Source organism: Pseudoclavibacter sp. 8L, assembly GCF_902506465.1.
Taxonomy (GTDB): Bacteria; Actinomycetota; Actinomycetes; order Actinomycetales; family Microbacteriaceae; genus Pseudoclavibacter.
In genome coordinates, this window is sequence record NZ_LR733185.1 from 1,322,888 (window position 1) to 1,339,870 (window position 16,983).

The 16,983-nt window shown below is 69.5% G+C and carries 18 protein-coding genes and 1 tRNA gene; 10 read left to right on the plus strand and 9 right to left on the minus strand.

All coding sequences use genetic code 11. The features are described from left to right. Positions 1 to 48 precede the first annotated feature (48 nt). On the minus strand, positions 49 to 876 hold the full coding sequence (locus tag GV007_RS06225; RefSeq protein ID WP_160071426.1) for an SDR family NAD(P)-dependent oxidoreductase: 828 nt from the start codon (positions 874 to 876) through the stop codon (positions 49 to 51). A 112-nt stretch (positions 877 to 988) separates the two neighbouring features. Between GV007_RS06225 and GV007_RS06230 the strand changes: the two genes are divergently transcribed. Then, positions 989 to 2,470, plus strand: coding sequence for an aldehyde dehydrogenase family protein (locus tag GV007_RS06230; RefSeq protein ID WP_160071427.1), 1,482 nt, complete (start codon positions 989 to 991; stop codon positions 2,468 to 2,470). Positions 2,471 to 2,632: 162 nt separating this feature from the next. Here the strand turns inward: GV007_RS06230 and GV007_RS06235 are convergent, their stop codons facing one another. Together GV007_RS06235 and GV007_RS06240 are read right to left on the minus strand one after the other, a co-directional pair. Further along, entirely contained in the window at positions 2,633 to 2,953 is a 321-nt protein-coding gene (locus tag GV007_RS06235; protein ID WP_160071428.1) for a hypothetical protein, read from the minus strand. 28 nt (positions 2,954 to 2,981) lie between these two features. Next, a complete protein-coding gene (locus GV007_RS06240; protein WP_160071429.1) occupies positions 2,982 to 3,308 on the minus strand; it encodes a DUF7882 family protein in 327 nt (108 codons plus the stop codon). A 270-nt stretch (positions 3,309 to 3,578) separates the two neighbouring features. On the opposite strand from GV007_RS06240, the gene GV007_RS06245 reads away from it, so the two are divergent. From GV007_RS06245 to GV007_RS06265, 5 genes are read left to right on the plus strand one after another with little or no spacing between them, the layout of a single operon-like run. After that, positions 3,579 to 3,842 carry a hypothetical protein gene (locus GV007_RS06245; RefSeq protein ID WP_160071430.1) on the plus strand — a complete coding sequence of 88 codons (264 nt, stop codon included), beginning with the start codon at positions 3,579 to 3,581 and terminating at the stop codon, positions 3,840 to 3,842. Positions 3,843 to 3,889: 47 nt separating this feature from the next. Further along, on the plus strand, positions 3,890 to 4,669 hold the full coding sequence (locus GV007_RS06250; RefSeq protein WP_160071431.1) for an SDR family oxidoreductase: 780 nt from the start codon (positions 3,890 to 3,892) through the stop codon (positions 4,667 to 4,669). A 32-nt stretch (positions 4,670 to 4,701) separates the two neighbouring features. Further along, entirely contained in the window at positions 4,702 to 5,040 is a 339-nt protein-coding gene (locus GV007_RS06255) for a hypothetical protein (RefSeq protein WP_160071432.1), read from the plus strand. Continuing rightward, complete coding sequence (locus tag GV007_RS06260; RefSeq protein ID WP_160071433.1) at positions 5,037 to 5,309, plus strand: hypothetical protein; 273 nt, start codon at positions 5,037 to 5,039, stop codon at positions 5,307 to 5,309. The genes GV007_RS06255 and GV007_RS06260 overlap by 4 nt, the downstream gene beginning before the upstream one ends. Positions 5,310 to 5,362: 53 nt before the next feature. After that, on the plus strand, positions 5,363 to 6,553 hold the full coding sequence (locus GV007_RS06265; RefSeq protein WP_236558357.1) for an alpha/beta fold hydrolase: 1,191 nt from the start codon (positions 5,363 to 5,365) through the stop codon (positions 6,551 to 6,553). Positions 6,554 to 6,622: 69 nt separating this feature from the next. Here GV007_RS06265 and GV007_RS06270 read toward each other — a convergent pair whose 3' ends face one another. Further along, positions 6,623 to 6,994, minus strand: coding sequence for a RidA family protein (locus tag GV007_RS06270; protein ID WP_160071434.1), 372 nt, complete (start codon positions 6,992 to 6,994; stop codon positions 6,623 to 6,625). Positions 6,995 to 7,087: 93 nt separating this feature from the next. Continuing rightward, positions 7,088 to 9,100 carry a BCCT family transporter gene (locus GV007_RS06275; RefSeq protein WP_160071435.1) on the minus strand — a complete coding sequence of 671 codons (2,013 nt, stop codon included), beginning with the start codon at positions 9,098 to 9,100 and terminating at the stop codon, positions 7,088 to 7,090. A gap of 197 nt (positions 9,101 to 9,297) precedes the next feature. Between GV007_RS06275 and GV007_RS06280 the strand changes: the two genes are divergently transcribed. The 3 genes from GV007_RS06280 (at position 9,298) to GV007_RS06290 (ending at position 11,077) form a co-directional block, all read left to right on the plus strand. After that, positions 9,298 to 9,753, plus strand: coding sequence for a YbhB/YbcL family Raf kinase inhibitor-like protein (locus GV007_RS06280; protein ID WP_160071436.1), 456 nt, complete (start codon positions 9,298 to 9,300; stop codon positions 9,751 to 9,753). 132 nt (positions 9,754 to 9,885) lie between these two features. Next, positions 9,886 to 10,734, plus strand: a complete 849-nt coding sequence (locus GV007_RS06285) for a phosphatase PAP2 family protein (RefSeq protein ID WP_160071437.1) — start codon at positions 9,886 to 9,888, stop codon at positions 10,732 to 10,734. A 79-nt stretch (positions 10,735 to 10,813) separates the two neighbouring features. Continuing rightward, positions 10,814 to 11,077 (plus strand): hypothetical protein, encoded by a 264-nt coding sequence (locus GV007_RS06290; protein WP_160071438.1) that lies wholly within the window; start codon positions 10,814 to 10,816, stop codon positions 11,075 to 11,077. Between the two features lie 136 nt (positions 11,078 to 11,213). On the opposite strand, the gene GV007_RS06295 is transcribed toward GV007_RS06290, so the two are convergent. Then, positions 11,214 to 12,425 carry a carbamoyl-phosphate synthase large subunit gene (locus GV007_RS06295; protein WP_160071439.1) on the minus strand — a complete coding sequence of 404 codons (1,212 nt, stop codon included), beginning with the start codon at positions 12,423 to 12,425 and terminating at the stop codon, positions 11,214 to 11,216. 177 nt (positions 12,426 to 12,602) lie between these two features. Between GV007_RS06295 and GV007_RS06300 the strand changes: the two genes are divergently transcribed. Beyond that, on the plus strand, positions 12,603 to 13,757 hold the full coding sequence (locus GV007_RS06300; RefSeq protein ID WP_160071440.1) for a hypothetical protein: 1,155 nt from the start codon (positions 12,603 to 12,605) through the stop codon (positions 13,755 to 13,757). A 138-nt stretch (positions 13,758 to 13,895) separates the two neighbouring features. Here GV007_RS06300 and GV007_RS06305 read toward each other — a convergent pair. The 3 genes from GV007_RS06305 to gltX all read right to left on the minus strand — a co-directional run bounded on the left by GV007_RS06305 (position 13,896) and on the right by gltX (position 16,972). After that, a tRNA-Gln gene (locus GV007_RS06305) sits at positions 13,896 to 13,967 on the minus strand. A 95-nt stretch (positions 13,968 to 14,062) separates the two neighbouring features. Beyond that, complete coding sequence (locus GV007_RS06310; RefSeq protein ID WP_160071441.1) at positions 14,063 to 15,148, minus strand: NAD(P)/FAD-dependent oxidoreductase; 1,086 nt, start codon at positions 15,146 to 15,148, stop codon at positions 14,063 to 14,065. 300 nt (positions 15,149 to 15,448) lie between these two features. Then, the gene (gene gltX / locus GV007_RS06315; RefSeq protein WP_160071442.1) at positions 15,449 to 16,972 is read right to left on the minus strand and encodes a glutamate--tRNA ligase; all 1,524 of its coding nucleotides are present in this window, start codon (positions 16,970 to 16,972) and stop codon (positions 15,449 to 15,451) included. Positions 16,973 to 16,983: the final 11 nt, after the last annotated feature.

Sequence of the window (16,983 nt, forward strand, 5' to 3'; positions counted from 1 at the left end):
AGTGGGCGGTACGGGCGCAGGGACGCGGGCGCGGGCGCGGGGCGCGGCTCAGCCTGCGACGACGTGCGAGGCGCTCGCCGTGGTGAAGGCCTCCGCGTCCGGAAGCGCCGGATCCCACAGCTTCGCGATGACACGCGCCCCGGAGACGAGCGCGCTGTCGGGCGAGCACAGCCAGACGGCCGGGGCCGCCATGACGTCGGGGGCCAGCAGGTTGCCATCCGCACCCTTCCTGTCGGGGCCCGAGGGCAGCAGCTCCGTGTCGGCGGCGCCACCCGGCAGGAGCAGGTTGACGGTCACCCCGCTGCCAGCCAGGTCGGTGGCCCACGAGCGCGTCATCGCCTCGAGCGCCGCCTTCGACGGCCCGTACGGTGCGTAGCCGGGCCTGATCATGGTCTGCGCGCTCGTCGAGACGTTGACGATCCGCCCTTCCCGCTGCGCGAGGAAGAGCGGCATCACGGCCTGCGACATGATGAACGGACCGTTGACGTTGGTGTCGATGATCTGAGCCCACGTCGCGGCCGGCACGTCCCAGAAGTGCACGGGGTCGGTCGTGAACGTCTCGCTGACAAGGCGCATGCCGCGTCCCGCGTTGTTGACGAGGGCGTGCACACCCCCGAATCGCTGGACGGTAGCGTCGACGACCTCCCGCGCTCGCTTCGGGTCGCTGACGTCCGCGACCATCGGCAGCAGCAGTTCAGCGCCGCCCGGCAGCTCGGCGGCCTCCGCGACGACTTCGTCGAGGGCAGCGGATGCCCCGCTCGCGGTGATCGTGACGGCATATCCCGCCGCTCGCAATGCTAGGGCCATGACGCGGCCGAGACCGCGGGACCCTCCAGTGACGATGGCGACTCTCGGAGAGGTGGTGTGTGCATCCATGCAGCTAGATTGCGTGCAATTTTGACGCCAGAGGGGCAATTAACGGAACTTTTCACATGATCGCAACATAGATTGCATGCGATCTTTGCATTGGGCCTCGATCATGGACACCATGCATCTCGACTCCTTCATCAACGGCCGCCGCGTGGCATCGCCCGCGTCGCTCGCAGTGGTCAGCCCCATCGACGGGCGCACCGTCGTCGGTTCCGTCGCGAACTCGAGCCCCGAGCAGGTCAGGGATGCGCTTGCCGCGGCCCGGACCGCAGCTCCACTCTGGGCGGCAGCCCCGGCAGCCGACCGCGCGCGACAGCTCTCGGACGCGATCGAGGACGCCGCGGCGAACCCCGACCACTCCGGGCACCTCATCGCGAGCGAGATGGGCAAGCCCGCACAGGACGCGCACGGCGAGTTCCAGTTCGCCCGGCGCCTCTCGAAGTTCTGCGCCGAGCGCCTCGACGCGGTCTGCGTCGAGCAGCTCATCGACGATGCCGAGGGAACCCTGCTGCGCGTCGTCGAACCCATGGGCGTCGTCGCCGCCATCACCCCGTGGAATGCGCCCGTCATCCTCGCCGCCCTCAAGGTCATCCCGGCGCTCATGACCGGCAACACCATGGTGCTCAAGCCCTCACCGCTCGCCCCCCTCGCCGTTACCGCGTTCTACTCGGCGATCGCCGCAAGGCTGCCCGCCGGTGTCCTGAACCTCGTCAACGGCGAAGGCGAGACGGGAAGTGCACTCGTCGAGAGCCCCGACGTCGACCTCATCTCCTTCACGGGCGGCCCCGCCGCGGCCCGAGCCATCGGAGCAGCCGCCGCGCGAACCATCCGCCCCACCGTCATGGAACTCGGCGGCAACGACGCGGCGATCCTCCTCGACGACGCCGACTGGGGGCCGGAGCTCGCCGAGCGGGTCGTGTTCGGGGCCATGCTGACGAGCGGGCAGGTGTGCATGGCCATCAAGCGCGTCTATGTTCCCCGCGAGCGCCACGACGCCTTCGTCGCCGACCTCGTAGCCGCCGCCGAGCGAGTCCTGCGGGTCGGAGACCCAAGGGTCGAGGGCGTGACGATGGGCCCCGTCATCAGCGGCGACGCGCGCGCACGCCTCGAGGCCCTCCGCGAGCGGTCAGTGGATGCGGGCGGGACCGTCACCGAGATCGGCACGCTCGACGAGCCCATCCCCCTCGGCGGCCACTGGGTTCGGCCCGCGATCATCACGGGCCTGCGCGACACGGACGAGCTCGTCCGCGAGGAGCAGTTCGGGCCGCTCCTCCCGATCCTCGCCTACGACACCGTCGACGAGGCCATCGAGCGAGCGAACGGGGTCGAGCACGGGCTTGCCTCGTCAGTGTGGAGCGTCGACATTCCGCGAGCGCAGGCCGTCGCGCGCCGACTCCGAGCGGGGTTCACGTTCATCAACTGCGCCAACCGTGCCGGAGTCTCGCTCCGAGCCCCGATGGGTGGGCGCGGGGTCAGCGGCCACGGGCGAGAGTTCGGGGAGCTCGGCCTCTCCGAGTACGTGCAGAGCCACAGCATCAACTATCCGGCGACGGCACGTGTCGGAGCGGTGATGGCCGCGAACCGGTACCCGGGGTCCTGAACGGCACGGGGCCGCGGGGAACGGCGCGTACTCCCCGGGCACGGCCCGGCCCTGCCAAGCACGATGCGGATTCGCCGAGAACAGGCGAATCTGCCGAGCACGATGCGGATTCGCCGAGCACTGCGAGGGGGACCCCCTAAGCGTGCGGGCAGCGCGTGCCACTCAGCGCGTGCCGGCCCCGCGCATCCAGTCGTCGCCGTTGCCGCTGAGGGACTCCTGCACCGCGGCCTCGGCGTCGCTGAGCGCACGCTCGGCGGCGTCGAGCTCGAGCTTCGTCGCGCGCTCCGCGTCGAGGCGCTCACGGTCGGCGGCCTGCCGCTCTGCACGCTCCGAGAGCGACAGGGACAGGGAGTCGGGCAGCTGCAGGTCCTCGCTGCGGAGAGCCGCGAGCCGCGCCCTCAACTCGCGCGTGCGGAGGTACGCCTCGCGGACACGAAGCATGCGCTCCGACTGCTGGCCTGCTTCGTTCGCGCTCGCATTCACAGCACCGAGCCTAGAGCGTCCCGCGGGATCACACCGCCAGCGACGTCGCCCGGGCGGGTGCAGGCTCCTGGCAGATGCGCATCCCGACCGGCGAGTTGGCGGAGGCGATGATGGCGCGCACCCAGTCGTCGTTGATCGCGGGAAGACGCCCGCCGATGAAACGGAACCGCAGGTCGGTCGTCGGGCTGATCCAGAGCGTCTCCCGCCCGCTGCCCTGATTCACGGGGCGCGACATGGAGAACGCAACGCTGTGGCCTGCCCGGAGCATGCTGAGGAGCGCGACCTTGAGATGCAGGAGCGGGCGGTCGTCGATCTCCAGCTCGTGCCCTTGACTGCCGTAGTACATGAATCCCATGGGGTCGCCTTTGGGTTGTGAGAAACCAAGGCGACGGATCCGTCTCGACCACTCGGTGTGCGCCCCGAACAAGCGAAGGAGGGGCCGGGGGTACCGATGTCCTCTGAGTGTCGCACGCGAGCGACTCATTCCCTATGCGCTCACCTGATCTCACAGGCTCGCGTTATCCGATGGGGGCCCTGCCTGTCAACGCCGTTGCCCGCGCCTCGAATCGGGAGTTGGGTGAGGATTCACTCACCGCCGCGTCACCGCGTTCGCCAAGAGGAGCCCATGGACTATCTCGTGCACATCAACGGCCGCGACTTCGTCGTCGGCGAGAACGCGATCGACGGTCTGCGCTCCAGCCTGCTCGGCGCTGCCAGCGCCGGTGGCGGCTTCGTCGAGATTCCCCAACCGACAGCGGCGGGCACGGCAGCGCTTGTGCTGCCCGAGTCGGCGGTGTGGATCGAGCCCGTCCCCGGGGCGGTCGTAGCTGACGACGCCGGCTTCATGCCGGACATCGCCTTCGTCGACGTCGAGGCACCTCAGCGATAGCGGATGCCGCCCCTCCCCTCCCGCGCCGCACCTCGTACCGTGGGTGCATGAGCATCGCAGGAGAGCCCAGGGTCGCCCTCGTCACCGGTGTCGGCCGCCGCCGCTCCATCGGCGCCGCGCTGGCGGTCGGTCTGGCTCGAGACGGCTGGCACCTCGCGCTCAATCACTGGCAGGCGTACGACGAGCGGCTCGGTCTCGAGCGGTCCGGTGACGACCCCCAGTCCGTGGCGCAGGAATGCCGCGAACTGGGCGCATCCGTGGAACTCGTCGAGGGCGACCTGAGCGACCCGGCGGTTCCGGCCATGCTCATCGGCAGGGCGCAGACCCTCGGCACGGTCTCGGGGCTCGTCATGTCGCACGCCGAATCCGTCGACAGCTCCATCCTCACGACGAGCATCGACAGCTGGGACCGCCACTTCGCCGTCAACGCGCGGGCGACGTGGCTGCTCATCAAGGCCTTCGCCGAGCAGCTGCCCTCGACAGCCCCAACGGGCGATGCTCGTGCCAGCATCGTCGCCCTCACGAGCGATCACATCATCGGGAACCTGCCGTACGGCGCCAGCAAGGGCGCGCTCGATCGAATCGTCACAGCGGCGGCGGCGGAGCTCGCCGACAGGGGTGTTCGCGCGAACGTCATCAATCCCGGCCCGATCGACACGGGGTGGATGGACGACGCGACCCGCGCCTGGTGCCGGGAGGCGACGCCCGCCGGTCGCCTCGGGACGGCGGAGGACACCGCGAACCTCGTGCGGTTCCTGCTCTCACCGCAGGGAGCCTGGATCAACGGGCAGGTACTGTCCAGCAACGGCGGCTTCGCGGTCGGATAGGTGCGGGCGGCCCGATCCGGTAGACATGACGCATGACTGCCGACCAGCGACGCCGACCGGGTCGCTTCTGGACGCTCCTGACCGTCATCATCCTGCTCGGGGTGGGGCTGGCGACGTGGGTGTTCCTGCCGGTCGCGCTGGAGGAGCACTGCGGCCAGCTCGTCGGCGCGCCGGAGACCTGCCTCGACCTGCGGCACTCGCCCGCCGGAATTCCCACCGGCTTCTCGCTCTGGTTCAGCGCACTCGGTGCGGCTATCGGGGCGCCCATCATCATCGTCGTCGTCGTCCTGCGCTTCGTTCGAGCGCAGCGTGCGACGCCACCGCCACCGCAACCCGGCTCAGCGATCGGGCCCGAGGGGCGGGCCTCGTGACGCCGCCTTTCCTGCGCCCACCCTCCACGGCCCGGATCTGGCTGTGGACGGCCGTGACCGCGATCCTCATCTCGCTCGCGCTGGCACCGGTGTACACGTCGACGACCTGCCTCGACGCCCCCGACCCGGCGCACACCTCCTGCGAGGTCTCGCAGCTCGGCTTCGCGGGCAACCAGACCAACGGATGGCTGTGGCTCGCCGCCGTGATCACGACCATCGTCGTTGGGTGGATTCTCGCGCGACGCCGCAGATCTCAGCCACGTCGCTGAGGCACCGCCGGGACCCCCAGACCGGTCGCGCCCTCCCCTGCTAGCTTGAGCGCGTGGCCCAGCAGATCCCCCCGCAGCTCGCCGACCGGCACGCGCGTCACCTGCGCCGCCCTGCCACGGACACCACGCCGGACTTCGACCTGGCTTACACGCGAGGTGGACCGCGGGGGTCGACCCCGGTCGTCGTGATCCCGGGCGGGCCCGGCCTCGGCTCACTGCTCCCATACCTCGGCTTCCGAAGACGCGCCGCGCAGGGCGGCCTCGACGTCATCATGGTCGAGCACCGCGGCATCGGCTTCTCCCGCACCGACTTGGGCGGGCACGACCTGCCGAGCTCCGCGATGAACATCATCGAGGTGATCGACGACATCGCGGCCGTGCTCGACCGGGAGGGCATCGCGCAAGCGCACATCGTCGGCGCCTCCTACGGCACGTACCTCGCGTCGGCGTTCGGCGCCAGGCACCCGGACCGCGTCGCCGGCATGCTGCTCGACTCCGCCCTGCAGTCCGCCGAGTCCCTGAACCTGGAGCGGCACACGGTGCGCGAACTGTTCTGGCACGCCGACACAGCCGCCGCAGAGGCGACGCACGCGCTCATCGACGCCGGCGTCGACTCGCGCATCCTGCTCGACGTGGCCCGCGCCGCCTACGAGCTGGGCGGCGACGAGCTCCTCCTCCCCGTGCTCCGGCAGCGCGCGAACCACGCGCACACCGCAGCCTGGAGCGCCCTGCAGCTGTACGCGACCCGCGACCGTTCCATCGCCCGCTTCCCCGGCATCTACGAGTTCGACCTGTCCGGCGTCATCGGCTTCCGGGAGCTCGGCTACGGCGGCCACCCCGACGGGCTGCCCCTCGACCCCGCGCTCACCTACTCGGAGATCGCCGACCTCTTCCCCGCCTTCGCGGGCGAACCCTTCGACCTCGCCGAGGAGACGCCCAAGTTCCCGTGGCCGCTCGTGCTGCTCGTCGGCAGGCGCGACCTGCGCACCCCGCCGCCCATCGCGCGGGCGGTCGCCGCCACGGCTCAGGATGCGGTGCTCGTGCACATCGAGAACGGCCACTCGGCCCTCGAGTCCCACCCGCTGGTCCTGCTCAACGCCATCCGAGCGCTCGTCCGCGGGCGCGAGCATTCGCTGCCCGCGGCATCCGCCGCGCTCGACCGGCTCCCGCGCCGGGGGCTCGCCGCGCGCATCCCGGAGCTGCTCGGCGCCGCGACCCTCATCGAGAGCACCGTGAGGCCCTAGGACCCTGGGCTCCTAGGCCTTGGCGGGCGCTCGTGCGCGGGGCCGGACTCGACCCCGCGCAGGCAGCAGCTATTCGCTGATGATCGCGTCGACCTCGACCTCGAGCAGGAGGTCCTTCGCGACAAGGCCGGCGGTGCCGATGAACGCGCACGCCGGGCGGATCTCGCCGAAGACCTCGCCATGCACGGCACCGACGGACTCGAAATCGCGCTCGATATCGACGAGGAACACCCGAGTGCGCACGACGTCCGCGAGGCTGGCGCCGGCCTGCTCGAGCGCGGCGCCGATGCGCTCGAAGATCTCCCTCGCCTGCTCCTCAGCGTCGACTCCCGGCGCCGTCGTGCCCGCCACGAAGACGTGGCTGCCGACCCTCACGGCCCTCGAGTAGCCAACCGTCGCCTCGTAGGGCGAACCGGAGGAGATGTTCGTGCGTTCGGTCATGAGGGGGCTCCTTCGTGAGGCAGGCGCTGAGTCCTGGCAGGGAATGTCAGCTCAGAGCATGCCACGACGGCGGAGACCTCGGATGCCGTCGCGTCAGACGCCGACACGGTCCCGGTCGCCGTCGGCGTCGCCGTCGGCGTCGGCGTCGCCATCGCCATCCCGCTCGGCGCCGCCCGACTCGAGCGCCTCACGGGAAGCAGGCGCCTCGATCCGGGCCTGCTCCCCCGACTCAGGGGACGGCGTCGACGCCTCGCCGTCAGTCGACGCCTCCTCGCCCTTCACGACGTCGAGCATGCCCGTCGTCGCGTCCGTGTACCACTCGGTGAGCGCCGGATCCTCGGAGTCCAGCCAGGCGCCAGCCCCGTGCTCCGCCTCGACGACGCTCGCCCCGAACACGAAGTCGTCCCCGTGCTCGGCGATGCCGGCGCGCACACCCTCGTCGATCGCCTCCCGCGCGTAGCGACGACGCATCATGTACGGGTCCGTACGCAGGTCCTTCGCCCACGCCCACATGATGCCCATGACGACGAACGCGAACGGCAACGCCGTGACGACCATGATCGCCTGCAGCCCGGAGAGCGCATCCCGTCCGCCGGCGAGCAGCAGCGACGCCGCGATGAGGCCGAGCATGAGGCCCCAGAAGATCGTGACCCAACGCGACGGCTCCGGTTTGCCGACCTGGCTCATGGAGCCCATGACGATGGAGGCCGAATCAGCCGACGTGACGAAGAAGATGACAATCGACACAAGAGCGACAACACTCGTGATAGCGCCGAAGGGGAGCTCAGCCAGAACCGTGAAGAGCTGCGCCTCAGGCGACCCCGCTTCGCTCACGGCCGTCCCCTGCATCTCCATCCACATCGTCGTTCCACCGACGATCCCGAACCAGACCAGGCAGACGGCAGAAGGCACGACGACAACGACAGTGACGAACTCACGCAGCGTCCGCCCCCGCGAGATCTTCGCGATGAACAGGCCGACGAACGGCGTCCACGACACCCACCAGGCCCAGTAGTACGTCGTCCAGGCCTGCATGAACGCTTCGGTGTCCTCGCCCATCGACGGGTTCCGCATCAGCATCGTGCCGAGCTCGCTGAAGAAGGCGACACCAGCGGAGGGGATGATGTTCAGCAGCAGGAGGGTCGGCCCAGCGATGAGCACGAACACCCCGAGGAGGCCCGCCACCACCATGTTGATGTTCGAGAGCACACGGATGCCGCGCTTCACGCCCGAGACCGCCGACAGGATGAAGAGGGCCGTGAGCACCGCGATCGCACCGATGATGAAGCCGTTGCCCAACTCACCGATTCCGGTCACCATCTCCACACCCGACGCGATCTGCAGGGCACCGATACCCAGCGAGACGGCCGTCCCGAACAGTGTGACCAGGATCGCGAAGATGTCGATCAGCGGACCGAACCAGCCCTGCGTGCGCTGCGAGAAGACCGAGTCGAAGAGGGCCGAGATCAGCGGAGGCCGCCCCCGCCGATACGCGGCGTAGGCGATCGCCCCGCCCACGAGCGCGTAGTAGGCCCAAGCCATCGGCCCCCAGTGGAGCACCGTCTGCGCGATTGCCGTGTGCATGGCATCCACAGTCCCCGGCTCGACATCGAAGCCATGCGGCGGTGCCAGGAAGTAGGTGAGGGGCTCCATGGGGCCGTAGAAGAGCAGCCCGATGCCGATGCCAGCGGAGAAGAGCATCGCGATCCAGGACACTCTTGAGAACTCCGGCGTCTCGTCGTCGGCGCCGAGCCTGACACCGCCCGTTCGCCCGTAGCCGACGACCAGCATGAAGACGGCGACGATGATCGTCAACGCCGAGAACAGCCAACCGAAGTTCTCCGTCACCCAATCCAGCGAAACCGAACCGATGGCAGAGATGCTCTCGGGGTCGAGGAGCGCCCAGGCGATGACCGCGACGACGCCAGCACCGGCAACACCGAAGACCCACCAGTTCGTGCGGAACGAGCGGCCGGTCTGCTCGATGCCGATGCCGGGGATGAGGGCCGGATGCACCGGATCAGGATCGATCACCTCCCGGATGATGCGCGTCACCGGCTTGCGCTGCGGTCCGATCAAGGAGGGTGGTGTGTCCTGTGAGCTCATGGCGTTGGGATCATCCGTTTCTCTTGGGGGAAGGCAAACGGGGTGCAACGTTACCCGAAGAGAGCGCCGGGCCCACTTCCGCGAGGGGCAAATGCGGCCAGAAGCTGCCCCGTTCGCCGAGGAATCTCGGAGACTGCTCGGACACACTTGGAGGCTGGTGCGCATCCGCCATCGCCCCCGAACGCGAAGGAATCTCCATGTCGCTCAACATCGCCGATCTCAAGATCACCAGCCCCGACTTCGAGGCTGGCACTCGCCTCGCCGACCAGTTCGCGGCCGACGGAGGGAACGCTGCCCCGCGCCTCGAGATCACCGGAGTGCCCGCGGAAGCCGTCGAGCTCGCCCTCATCGTCCACGACCCGGATGCACCGCTCCCCCTCGGCTTCACCCACTGGATCGTCTACGGGCTCCCCGCCAATGATGGCGTCGTGGACACGGGCGCCGACCATGCACGCGTCGCCGAGAACACCGCGGGGAAGGCCGAGTACATGGGGCCCAAGCCGCCAGCTGGCCACGGCGACCACCACTACTTCTTCACCGTCTACGCGCTCGACCACCACGTCGAGGGAACCCCCTCACGCGAGGAGTTCCTCGACGGCTACGCGCACGCCATCCTCGAGCAGAACCGAGTCGTGGGCCTCTACTCGAACTAGCGCGCGGCGGGCTGCGGGGCCGGCGACCTCGCGCGGCCCCGCGCCGCGGAGACCGTCCGCGACCGGCACAGGAGCGTGGATGTCGAGGCCTCCTGACCGACGGCCGGAGCATCGCCGCCTAGGTTAGACGTCGTGAGCGAACCCGACGAGACGACCCAGGGAGTTCGGGGCGAGCTCGCCCAGGACACCGCACGAGGCAACGGAACCCCCAAGCGGCCAGACTCGAGGGCTGCACGCGCCATCACGAACGGCGTCCAGCGCGTGGGCGAACGGGTCGGCCCCAACAGCGCACTCATCCTGCTGCTCGTGATCGGACTCGCGATCGTGATCGGGCTCAGTGCGCTCGCGGCCGAGATCTACGAGAACGTCACCGACAGCGACGGCGTGGCCGGCCTCGACCAGCCCCTCCTCGACTACGCCATCACCCTGCGAGCGCCGCTCGCCGACATGCTCATCACGGCGTACACCGACATCGCCGGGCAGATCGGCATGCCCATCATCGCAGTCGCCGCGCTCCTCATCCTCTCCATCCGGCGCCGCTCCTGGACGCCCGTGATCCTCATCGTCGCCGCGGGCGGCGGGTCGCTGCTCATGACGGTCGCAGGGAAGAACCTCATCGGCCGAGTCCGCCCGGACCAGGCGGAAGCCGTGCCGCCGTACGAGCACTCGGCGTCGTTCCCCAGCGGGCACACCCTCAACGCGGTGGCGGTCGTCGGGGTCATCGCGTACCTGCTCATCCTGCGGCGACAGACCAAGCGCGCACGGGTACTCATCGCGCTCGGCGCGGTGGTCTTCGCGATCACGGTCGGAATCTCGCGCGTATATCTCGGGCACCACTGGTTCACGGATGTGCTCGCCGGCTGGGTGCTCGGCGCGGCCTGGCTCGCGTTCGTGATCTTCGCGCACCGCGTGTACCTGTCGATCCGTGAGCATCGTCACGAGCGGCGCGCAGCACTCGACCCGGCGACTGATCCACAGTGACGACGTCCCCGCAACCCCTTCGCACGGGTGTCCCAGCATGACGGAGGCACCACTCAAGCCCCGTGCCTAGGGTCGGGACATGGTTCATTTCAAGAAGCGAGTGTCCACTGTCATCGCCGGTGCCGTCGTCGCGGGCGGCCTCATGTTCGGCGGGGCGACCGCCGCGCAGGCAGCCACCGCCAACATGAGCGTCGGGCCCTTCTCGACAGCGAGCGAGTGCGAGGCGGCCAAGATCACGTACATCTCCTCCTGGACGAAGATCAGCCAGGGATGCACGTACTACCCGCAGCAGGGCGGCTTCACTGACACCGGCTACTACTTCCACTACCGCGCGATCGCCTGAGCTACGACTCCAGCAGATCTCGACGACTCCGCCCCGCATCCACGATGGATGCGGGGCGGAGTCTCGTTCAACGGGGCTCAGCTGGGTTCAGCCGGGCTCAGGGGCGCGGCGGGGCCGAGCAGGGGTCTGGCGCTGCTCAGACGCGCTGCTCGTGCACTGCCTCGAGCGCGACGCGATCCTCGGGGAGCATCCCGTCGATCGGCTCCCCGTTCCAGACGATGTCGTCGCCGAGCGCCGCGAGCAGCTCCTTGCGCTCACCGTGCGTGAGCTGCGCACCGTGCACGATCGTCGCCGGGCTCCACAGCATCGCGAGCTCGTCGTGCCAGCCCGCGCCGATGTCGCGCACGTGCAGCAGGTCGTGGAGCGACTTCGGGAGGTGCTTGATGGGCTCGGCGAACGCATCCGCCAGCACCGCCAGCTTCACCTGACGTTCGACGCCAGGCGCCACGACGAACGGCTCGGAGTTCGTGCCCTGGAAGGCGGCCGAGACCTCGTCGGCTTCGAGCAGGATGACACCGCTGGTGGGCCGCGGGTTGCATTCGATCGCGAAGAGCCCGCCATCGTTGTCGACGAAGTCGAACGACAGCTGGCCCGTGTAGTTCGGGTCGAGGGTGTCGACGAGCCGCTGCGTGTAGTCGAGCGTCTCCGTGCTGTCGATCGCGAGGAACGAGATGCCAGTGCTGTGCGCCCACTGCTCGGGTGCGCGGTACGTGCAGTGCGCCGTGACGCGGCCATCGACGACGATGCTGTACGTGCAGATCATGGGGCCGTCCACGAAGGGCTGCACGAGCCACGGCTGATCGGGCGTCGGCGCAGCCTCGTCGACCGACATCTTGCCCGCGAGCGGACCCGTGTTGGTGAGGAGCCCGACGCCGCCGCGCGAGAACGCGGCGCGAGCGAAGAACTTCGGGTACGTGTCGATGGCCGCGAGCAGCTCCTCGTGGCTCGTCGCGACGATCGTCTCGGGCACCGGCACGCCTGCCTCCTGCGCGAGCCGCTTGAAGCTGGCCTTGTCGTGGAGGCGCGCGAGCTGCTCGAAACCGCCCGTGAACACGCTCGTGCCGTCGGGAAGCTCGTGGCCGCGGGCGGCGAGGTAGAAGGCCTCCTCAAATGTCGGGATGACGACATCGATGTGCTGCTCTGCTGCGATCTTCGCGACGTCGGCGATGAACTCGTCCGTCTTGGCGCGCGGCGAGTTCGTCACGAAGTGCCCCGCGAGGTACCTCGAGTGGCTGCCGATGGCCCCCTCGTACGTGTCGCTCGCGAACACCGTGTGGCCAGTGCTGCCGAGCTTGCGGATGATGTCGAGCGCAAACGTGTTCCGGGAACTGGTGACAAGTACTCGCACGGTGGATCCTCTCGAAGGGGGAGATCGGGGTCCCGCCAGCCTAGTGAAGTGCTCCCCGCCGCCTCGCCCCGGGGATTCGCGGGGAAACTCCCCGTCGAACTCCCCGTTTCGGCCTCGCGGGCCGACGTGCCGGTCGCCACTCCCGGCGATGTCGGTGGCCGGTGCTGTACTGGGCGGATGGAGATTCAGGGGTGGGTTGCGCTGAGCTTTGTGCTCGGGGCGACGGTTGCAGTCATCATCGCGCTCGTGGTTCGGATGCGCGCGAACAGGCGCTGGCGGGCGACGCTCGACGAGCGGCAGAACGCCGCCGAGGTCGAGCGCAAGGCGCTCACCGCCGAGGCCGAGCGCGCCCACGCGGAACTCCGGCAGCAGAAGCAGGAGCTCCAGGAAGATGCCGAGGCGCGCCTCGAGCACCTCGCGCTCCAGCACGAGGCCGCGTTCCAAGACCGGCGGATGCTCGTCGACTTCCTCAAGGACCGCGCCAGGCGTTCCATCGAGACCGAACTCGTGTCCCGGGAGGCGATCCTGCGGGCCAGCGCAACGCTCGGGCTGAACGGCGTGCTCGCGACTCGCACGTTCATCCTCGTCCAGGAGGGCATGAGCACCAACCGCCACGTCATCCAGCTCGACCACGTGCTGCTCACCGACGCGGGCGCCCTCCTCGTCGACCACAGAACCTGGGACGGCATCATCTTCGACGGGGTCCGGCCCAGCGAGGCGCAGCCTGCCTTCGGGAACCTCGTCGACGATGTGGCGCTGCGTCCACCGTTCGCCCTGCAGATCACGAGCGGCGCCTCCGCCACCGCAGGCTTCACCGCCCCGGGCGGCGGCGCCCCGGAGGGCTCGCTCCGGGTGCTGACGCACCTCGGGCCGTCAGCACCGCGCAGCCAGGCGCTCGCACACGCGACGCACCTCGCGCGCTTCAGCGAGCAGACCCTCGGCGAGTCCATCGCCGTCGACACCTGCGTCTTCTACTCGAACGCCACCGCGACCGTCTACACCGATGCCGCGACGCTCACGCCATCAGCCGACCGAACGGCCGTCGTCGCCGACGAGGCGCAGTTCCTCGACCTCCTCGCGCGTCGCGAGCGCGCCAGACGCCGCCCGCTCGAGGTCGAGCAGATCGAACGGCTCACGGCACTCCTTCACGAGCAGGGCGCGAAGATCGACGCGTTCGGCGACTACTCGCGCCTGATGCCCGCGGGAGAACCGCTGGACGAGGCGGGCGCGGATGCGCACGCAGGCACTGGCGCAGGAGCAGATACGGGAGCGAGTGCGAGTGCCGATGCGGGCGCCGAGGCATTGGTGCCGGCCGGCAGCGTCTCGGGGTAGCGTCCGGGCGGCGCTGCTGGGCGGCGCTGGGCTCTCCCGCATGGCCGAAGAGATACAGCGCGTGCCCAAGGAGATACACGAAAGGCCCCGCTCAGCGGGGCCTTTTCGTCATGTTCACATTTGTGGTGTTCACACTTGCTGGGGTACCTGGACTCGAACCAAGAACAAAGGTACCAGAAACCTCCGTGTTGCCAATTACACCATACCCCACTGGCACCGAAGCGCCTCAGAGAGCATAGCGCACTCCCGGAGGCTGGACAAATCAGCGCGTCGAACGACCGGGTCGCGCCAGTCGCGCCCTCGACTCAGAGGCCCAGCAGGTCCCGGTCGACCGCCATGCCGGTCTGTGCCCCGTTGCCCGCGGCGACGATGAGCATCTGTGGACCCGGGCCGGTCAGCTCGCCCGTCGCGTAGATGCCGGGCACGCTCGTGCGCCCCTGCGCATCCGCCGCCACGAGGCCGGAGCCGTCGAACTCGATGCCGAGCTCGCTCGCGAAGTCGAGCTTCGCGACGTAGTCGGGCCTCACGAACACGGCCTCGGCGGTCACGACGTCGCCGTCGGCGAGTGCAACCCCCGTCACGCCACCCGGTCCGCCCTCGACGTCGACGACGTCACGCGTCTCGACGACCACTCCGCGTTCGACCAGGTCGAGCTCCTGCAGCTCGGCGAGCTGCCCCTCGGCCGCGAAAACCGTGAGCGCTCCGGTGAAGCGCGTGAGCTGCACCGCCCGCTCGTACAGGTCGGTGACGCCGGGTGCCGCGATGACCGAGACTCGGCGGTCGCGCTGCGTCCATCCGTCGCACTCGACGCAGCTGTGGATGCTCGTTCCGTAGAACGCGCGCAGCATGGGCAGGGCGGGCAGCACTTCGGTGAGGCCGGTCGCGAAGACGACCGAGCGCGCGAACACCGCTCGCGCGGGCGTGCCGCGCACGCCCTTCGCCTCGACCGCGAAGCGGTACGGAACCCGCACGCCGTCACGGCGGCGCGACGCGATCTCACGTGGGTCGGCGGTCATCGACTGCCCACCAGCGCTGGCCACCCCACCGGCGACGAAGCCGAACGAGCCCTCGAATGCCGACCCCTGTGACACCTCCGCGCCGACGACCTCCTCTTCCGTGAGCGCCCGGACCCGCGTGACCTGGGCGAACTGGATCTCAGCATCCTCGTAGGCCTCCACATCCTCGCGGCCGAGCCTGCGCAGCTCGTTCGGAGGGGTGTGGTCGCGGGTCAGGAACCCGTGGGCTTCAAGTGTCGCCGAGTGGCGGGGCCGATTGCCGTCGAGCACCAGGGTCGAGTAGCGGTGCCGCGCGAGGATCAGCGCGGCCTGCAGCCCGGCAGGGCCACCCCCGATGACGACGACGTCATAGTGCGTGCCCAACGCCTCGGTCATGCGGTCCTCCCGGAGTCTCGCGCCCACCAGCTCAGCACAGCGGGCATCCTCTTAGGTTAGCCTCACCCGCCGCGACGTGCGAGGGCGGCGCGAGTCGACGGCATGAACGCCCACCCCGCGAGCGAGCCCACTCCCCCACAAACGAGTCTCGGGATGGGGAACGCACGTCGAGATGGGAAAGAACCCACCCGGAAGCGCGCTACCCATCCCGAGACGAGAAGCGGATGCCCGACGCGGAGCCGAGCCAGAGCGCGGAGCCGAACCGAAGCGCCGCGCCCAGCCTGAGCGGCGCGGCGTCGGCTACGCGGCGAGGCGCGAGACGAGCGAGCGCATGCGGGCGAGCGACTGCTCGCGGCCCAGCAGCTCCAGCGACTCGAAGAGCGGCGGGGAGACCTTGCGGCCGGAGACGGCCACGCGGATCGGGCCGAACGCGACGCGCGGCTTGAGACCCAGCCCCTCGATGAGCGCCCCACGGAGGGCGGCCTCGATGTTCTCGGTCGTCCACGCCTCCGGCGCCTCGAGCGCGTCGAGGGCCGCGATGGAGGCGTCGAGCACACCCGTCACGTCGCCCTTGAGCGAGCCGACGGCCGTGTCCTCGACCACGAGGTCAGCGGCATCCACGAAGAGGAAGCCGAGCATCTCGGGAGCCTCGCCGAGGAGCTGCATGCGCTCCTGAACGTGCGGCGCCGCACGCCCGAGGAGCGCGAGCTGCGCATCGGTCGGCTCGAGTGGGAGCACGCCGGCGAGCTGCAGCGGAGCGACGAGGCGGTGCGCGAAGTCGTCCGCGCCGAGGAGGCGCATGTGCTCGCCGTTGATGGCTTCAGCCTTGGTGAGGTCGAAGCGCGCGGGGTTCGGGTTGACGTCCTCGACGTCGAACGCGACGACCATCTCGTCCATCGTGAACACGTCGCGGTCCGCGGCGATCGACCAGCCCAGCAGGGAAAGGTAGTTGAGGAGCCCCTCCGGCAGGAACCCGCGGTCGCGGTGGTGGAAGAGGTTCGACTCGGGGTCGCGCTTGGAGAGCTTCTTGTTGCCCTCGCCCATGACGTACGGCAGGTGCCCGAAGCGCGGGATGAACTCGGCGACGCCCACGTCGATGAGCGCGTGGTAGAGCGCGATCTGGCGGGGCGTCGAGGAGAGCAGGTCCTCACCGCGGAGCACGTGCGTGATGCCCATGAGCGCGTCGTCGACGGGGTTCACGAGCGTGTAGAGCGGCTTGCCGTTGGGGCGCACGAGCACGAAGTCGGGGAACGACCCGGCCTTGAAGGTGATCTCGCCGCGCACGAGGTCGTCGAAGGAGAGGTCGGTGTCCGGCACTCGAAGGCGCAGCGCCGGCTCGCGGCCCTCAGCCTTGAGGCGAGCGACCTCGTCGGCCGACAGGTCGCGCTCGTAGTTGTCGTACCCCATCTTCGGGTCACGACCGGCGGCGACGTTGCGGGCCTCGATCTCTTCACCCGTCGCGAACGACTCGTACAGGTGGCCGGCGTCGCGGAGCTTCTGGATGACGTCGAGGTAGATGTCGGTGCGCTGCGACTGACGGTACGGCTCGTGCGGTCCGCCGACGTTCACGCCCTCGTCCCAGCCGAGCCCGAGCCAGCCGAGGCCGTCGATGATCTGCTGGTAGCTCTCCTCGGAGTCGCGCTCCGCATCCGTGTCCTCGATGCGGAACACGAACGTGCCCCCGGTGTGCTTCGCGTAGGCCCAGTTGAAGAGGGCGGTGCGGATGAGCCCGACGTGCGGGGTCCCCGTCGGCGAGGGGCAGAAGCGGACACGGACATCGCTGCCCGTAGCGGTGGTCACAAGCGAAGAAGAGGATGCAGTCATGAGACCCCCAG

Coding starts and splice junctions, on each gene's coding strand:
- GV007_RS06225 (WP_160071426.1), bottom strand. CDS start 876: ATGGATGCACACACCACCTCTCCGAGAGTCGCCATCGTCACTGGAGGG.
- GV007_RS06230 (WP_160071427.1), top strand. CDS start 989: ATGCATCTCGACTCCTTCATCAACGGCCGCCGCGTGGCATCGCCCGCG.
- GV007_RS06240 (WP_160071429.1), bottom strand. CDS start 3,308: ATGGGATTCATGTACTACGGCAGTCAAGGGCACGAGCTGGAGATCGAC.
- GV007_RS06245 (WP_160071430.1), top strand. CDS start 3,579: ATGGACTATCTCGTGCACATCAACGGCCGCGACTTCGTCGTCGGCGAG.
- GV007_RS06250 (WP_160071431.1), top strand. CDS start 3,890: ATGAGCATCGCAGGAGAGCCCAGGGTCGCCCTCGTCACCGGTGTCGGC.
- GV007_RS06255 (WP_160071432.1), top strand. CDS start 4,702: ATGACTGCCGACCAGCGACGCCGACCGGGTCGCTTCTGGACGCTCCTG.
- GV007_RS06270 (WP_160071434.1), bottom strand. CDS start 6,994: ATGACCGAACGCACGAACATCTCCTCCGGTTCGCCCTACGAGGCGACG.
- GV007_RS06275 (WP_160071435.1), bottom strand. CDS start 9,100: ATGAGCTCACAGGACACACCACCCTCCTTGATCGGACCGCAGCGCAAG.
- GV007_RS06280 (WP_160071436.1), top strand. CDS start 9,298: ATGTCGCTCAACATCGCCGATCTCAAGATCACCAGCCCCGACTTCGAG.
- GV007_RS06290 (WP_160071438.1), top strand. CDS start 10,814: ATGGTTCATTTCAAGAAGCGAGTGTCCACTGTCATCGCCGGTGCCGTC.
- GV007_RS06300 (WP_160071440.1), top strand. CDS start 12,603: ATGGAGATTCAGGGGTGGGTTGCGCTGAGCTTTGTGCTCGGGGCGACG.
- GV007_RS06310 (WP_160071441.1), bottom strand. CDS start 15,148: ATGACCGAGGCGTTGGGCACGCACTATGACGTCGTCGTCATCGGGGGT.
- gltX (WP_160071442.1), bottom strand. CDS start 16,972: ATGACTGCATCCTCTTCTTCGCTTGTGACCACCGCTACGGGCAGCGAT.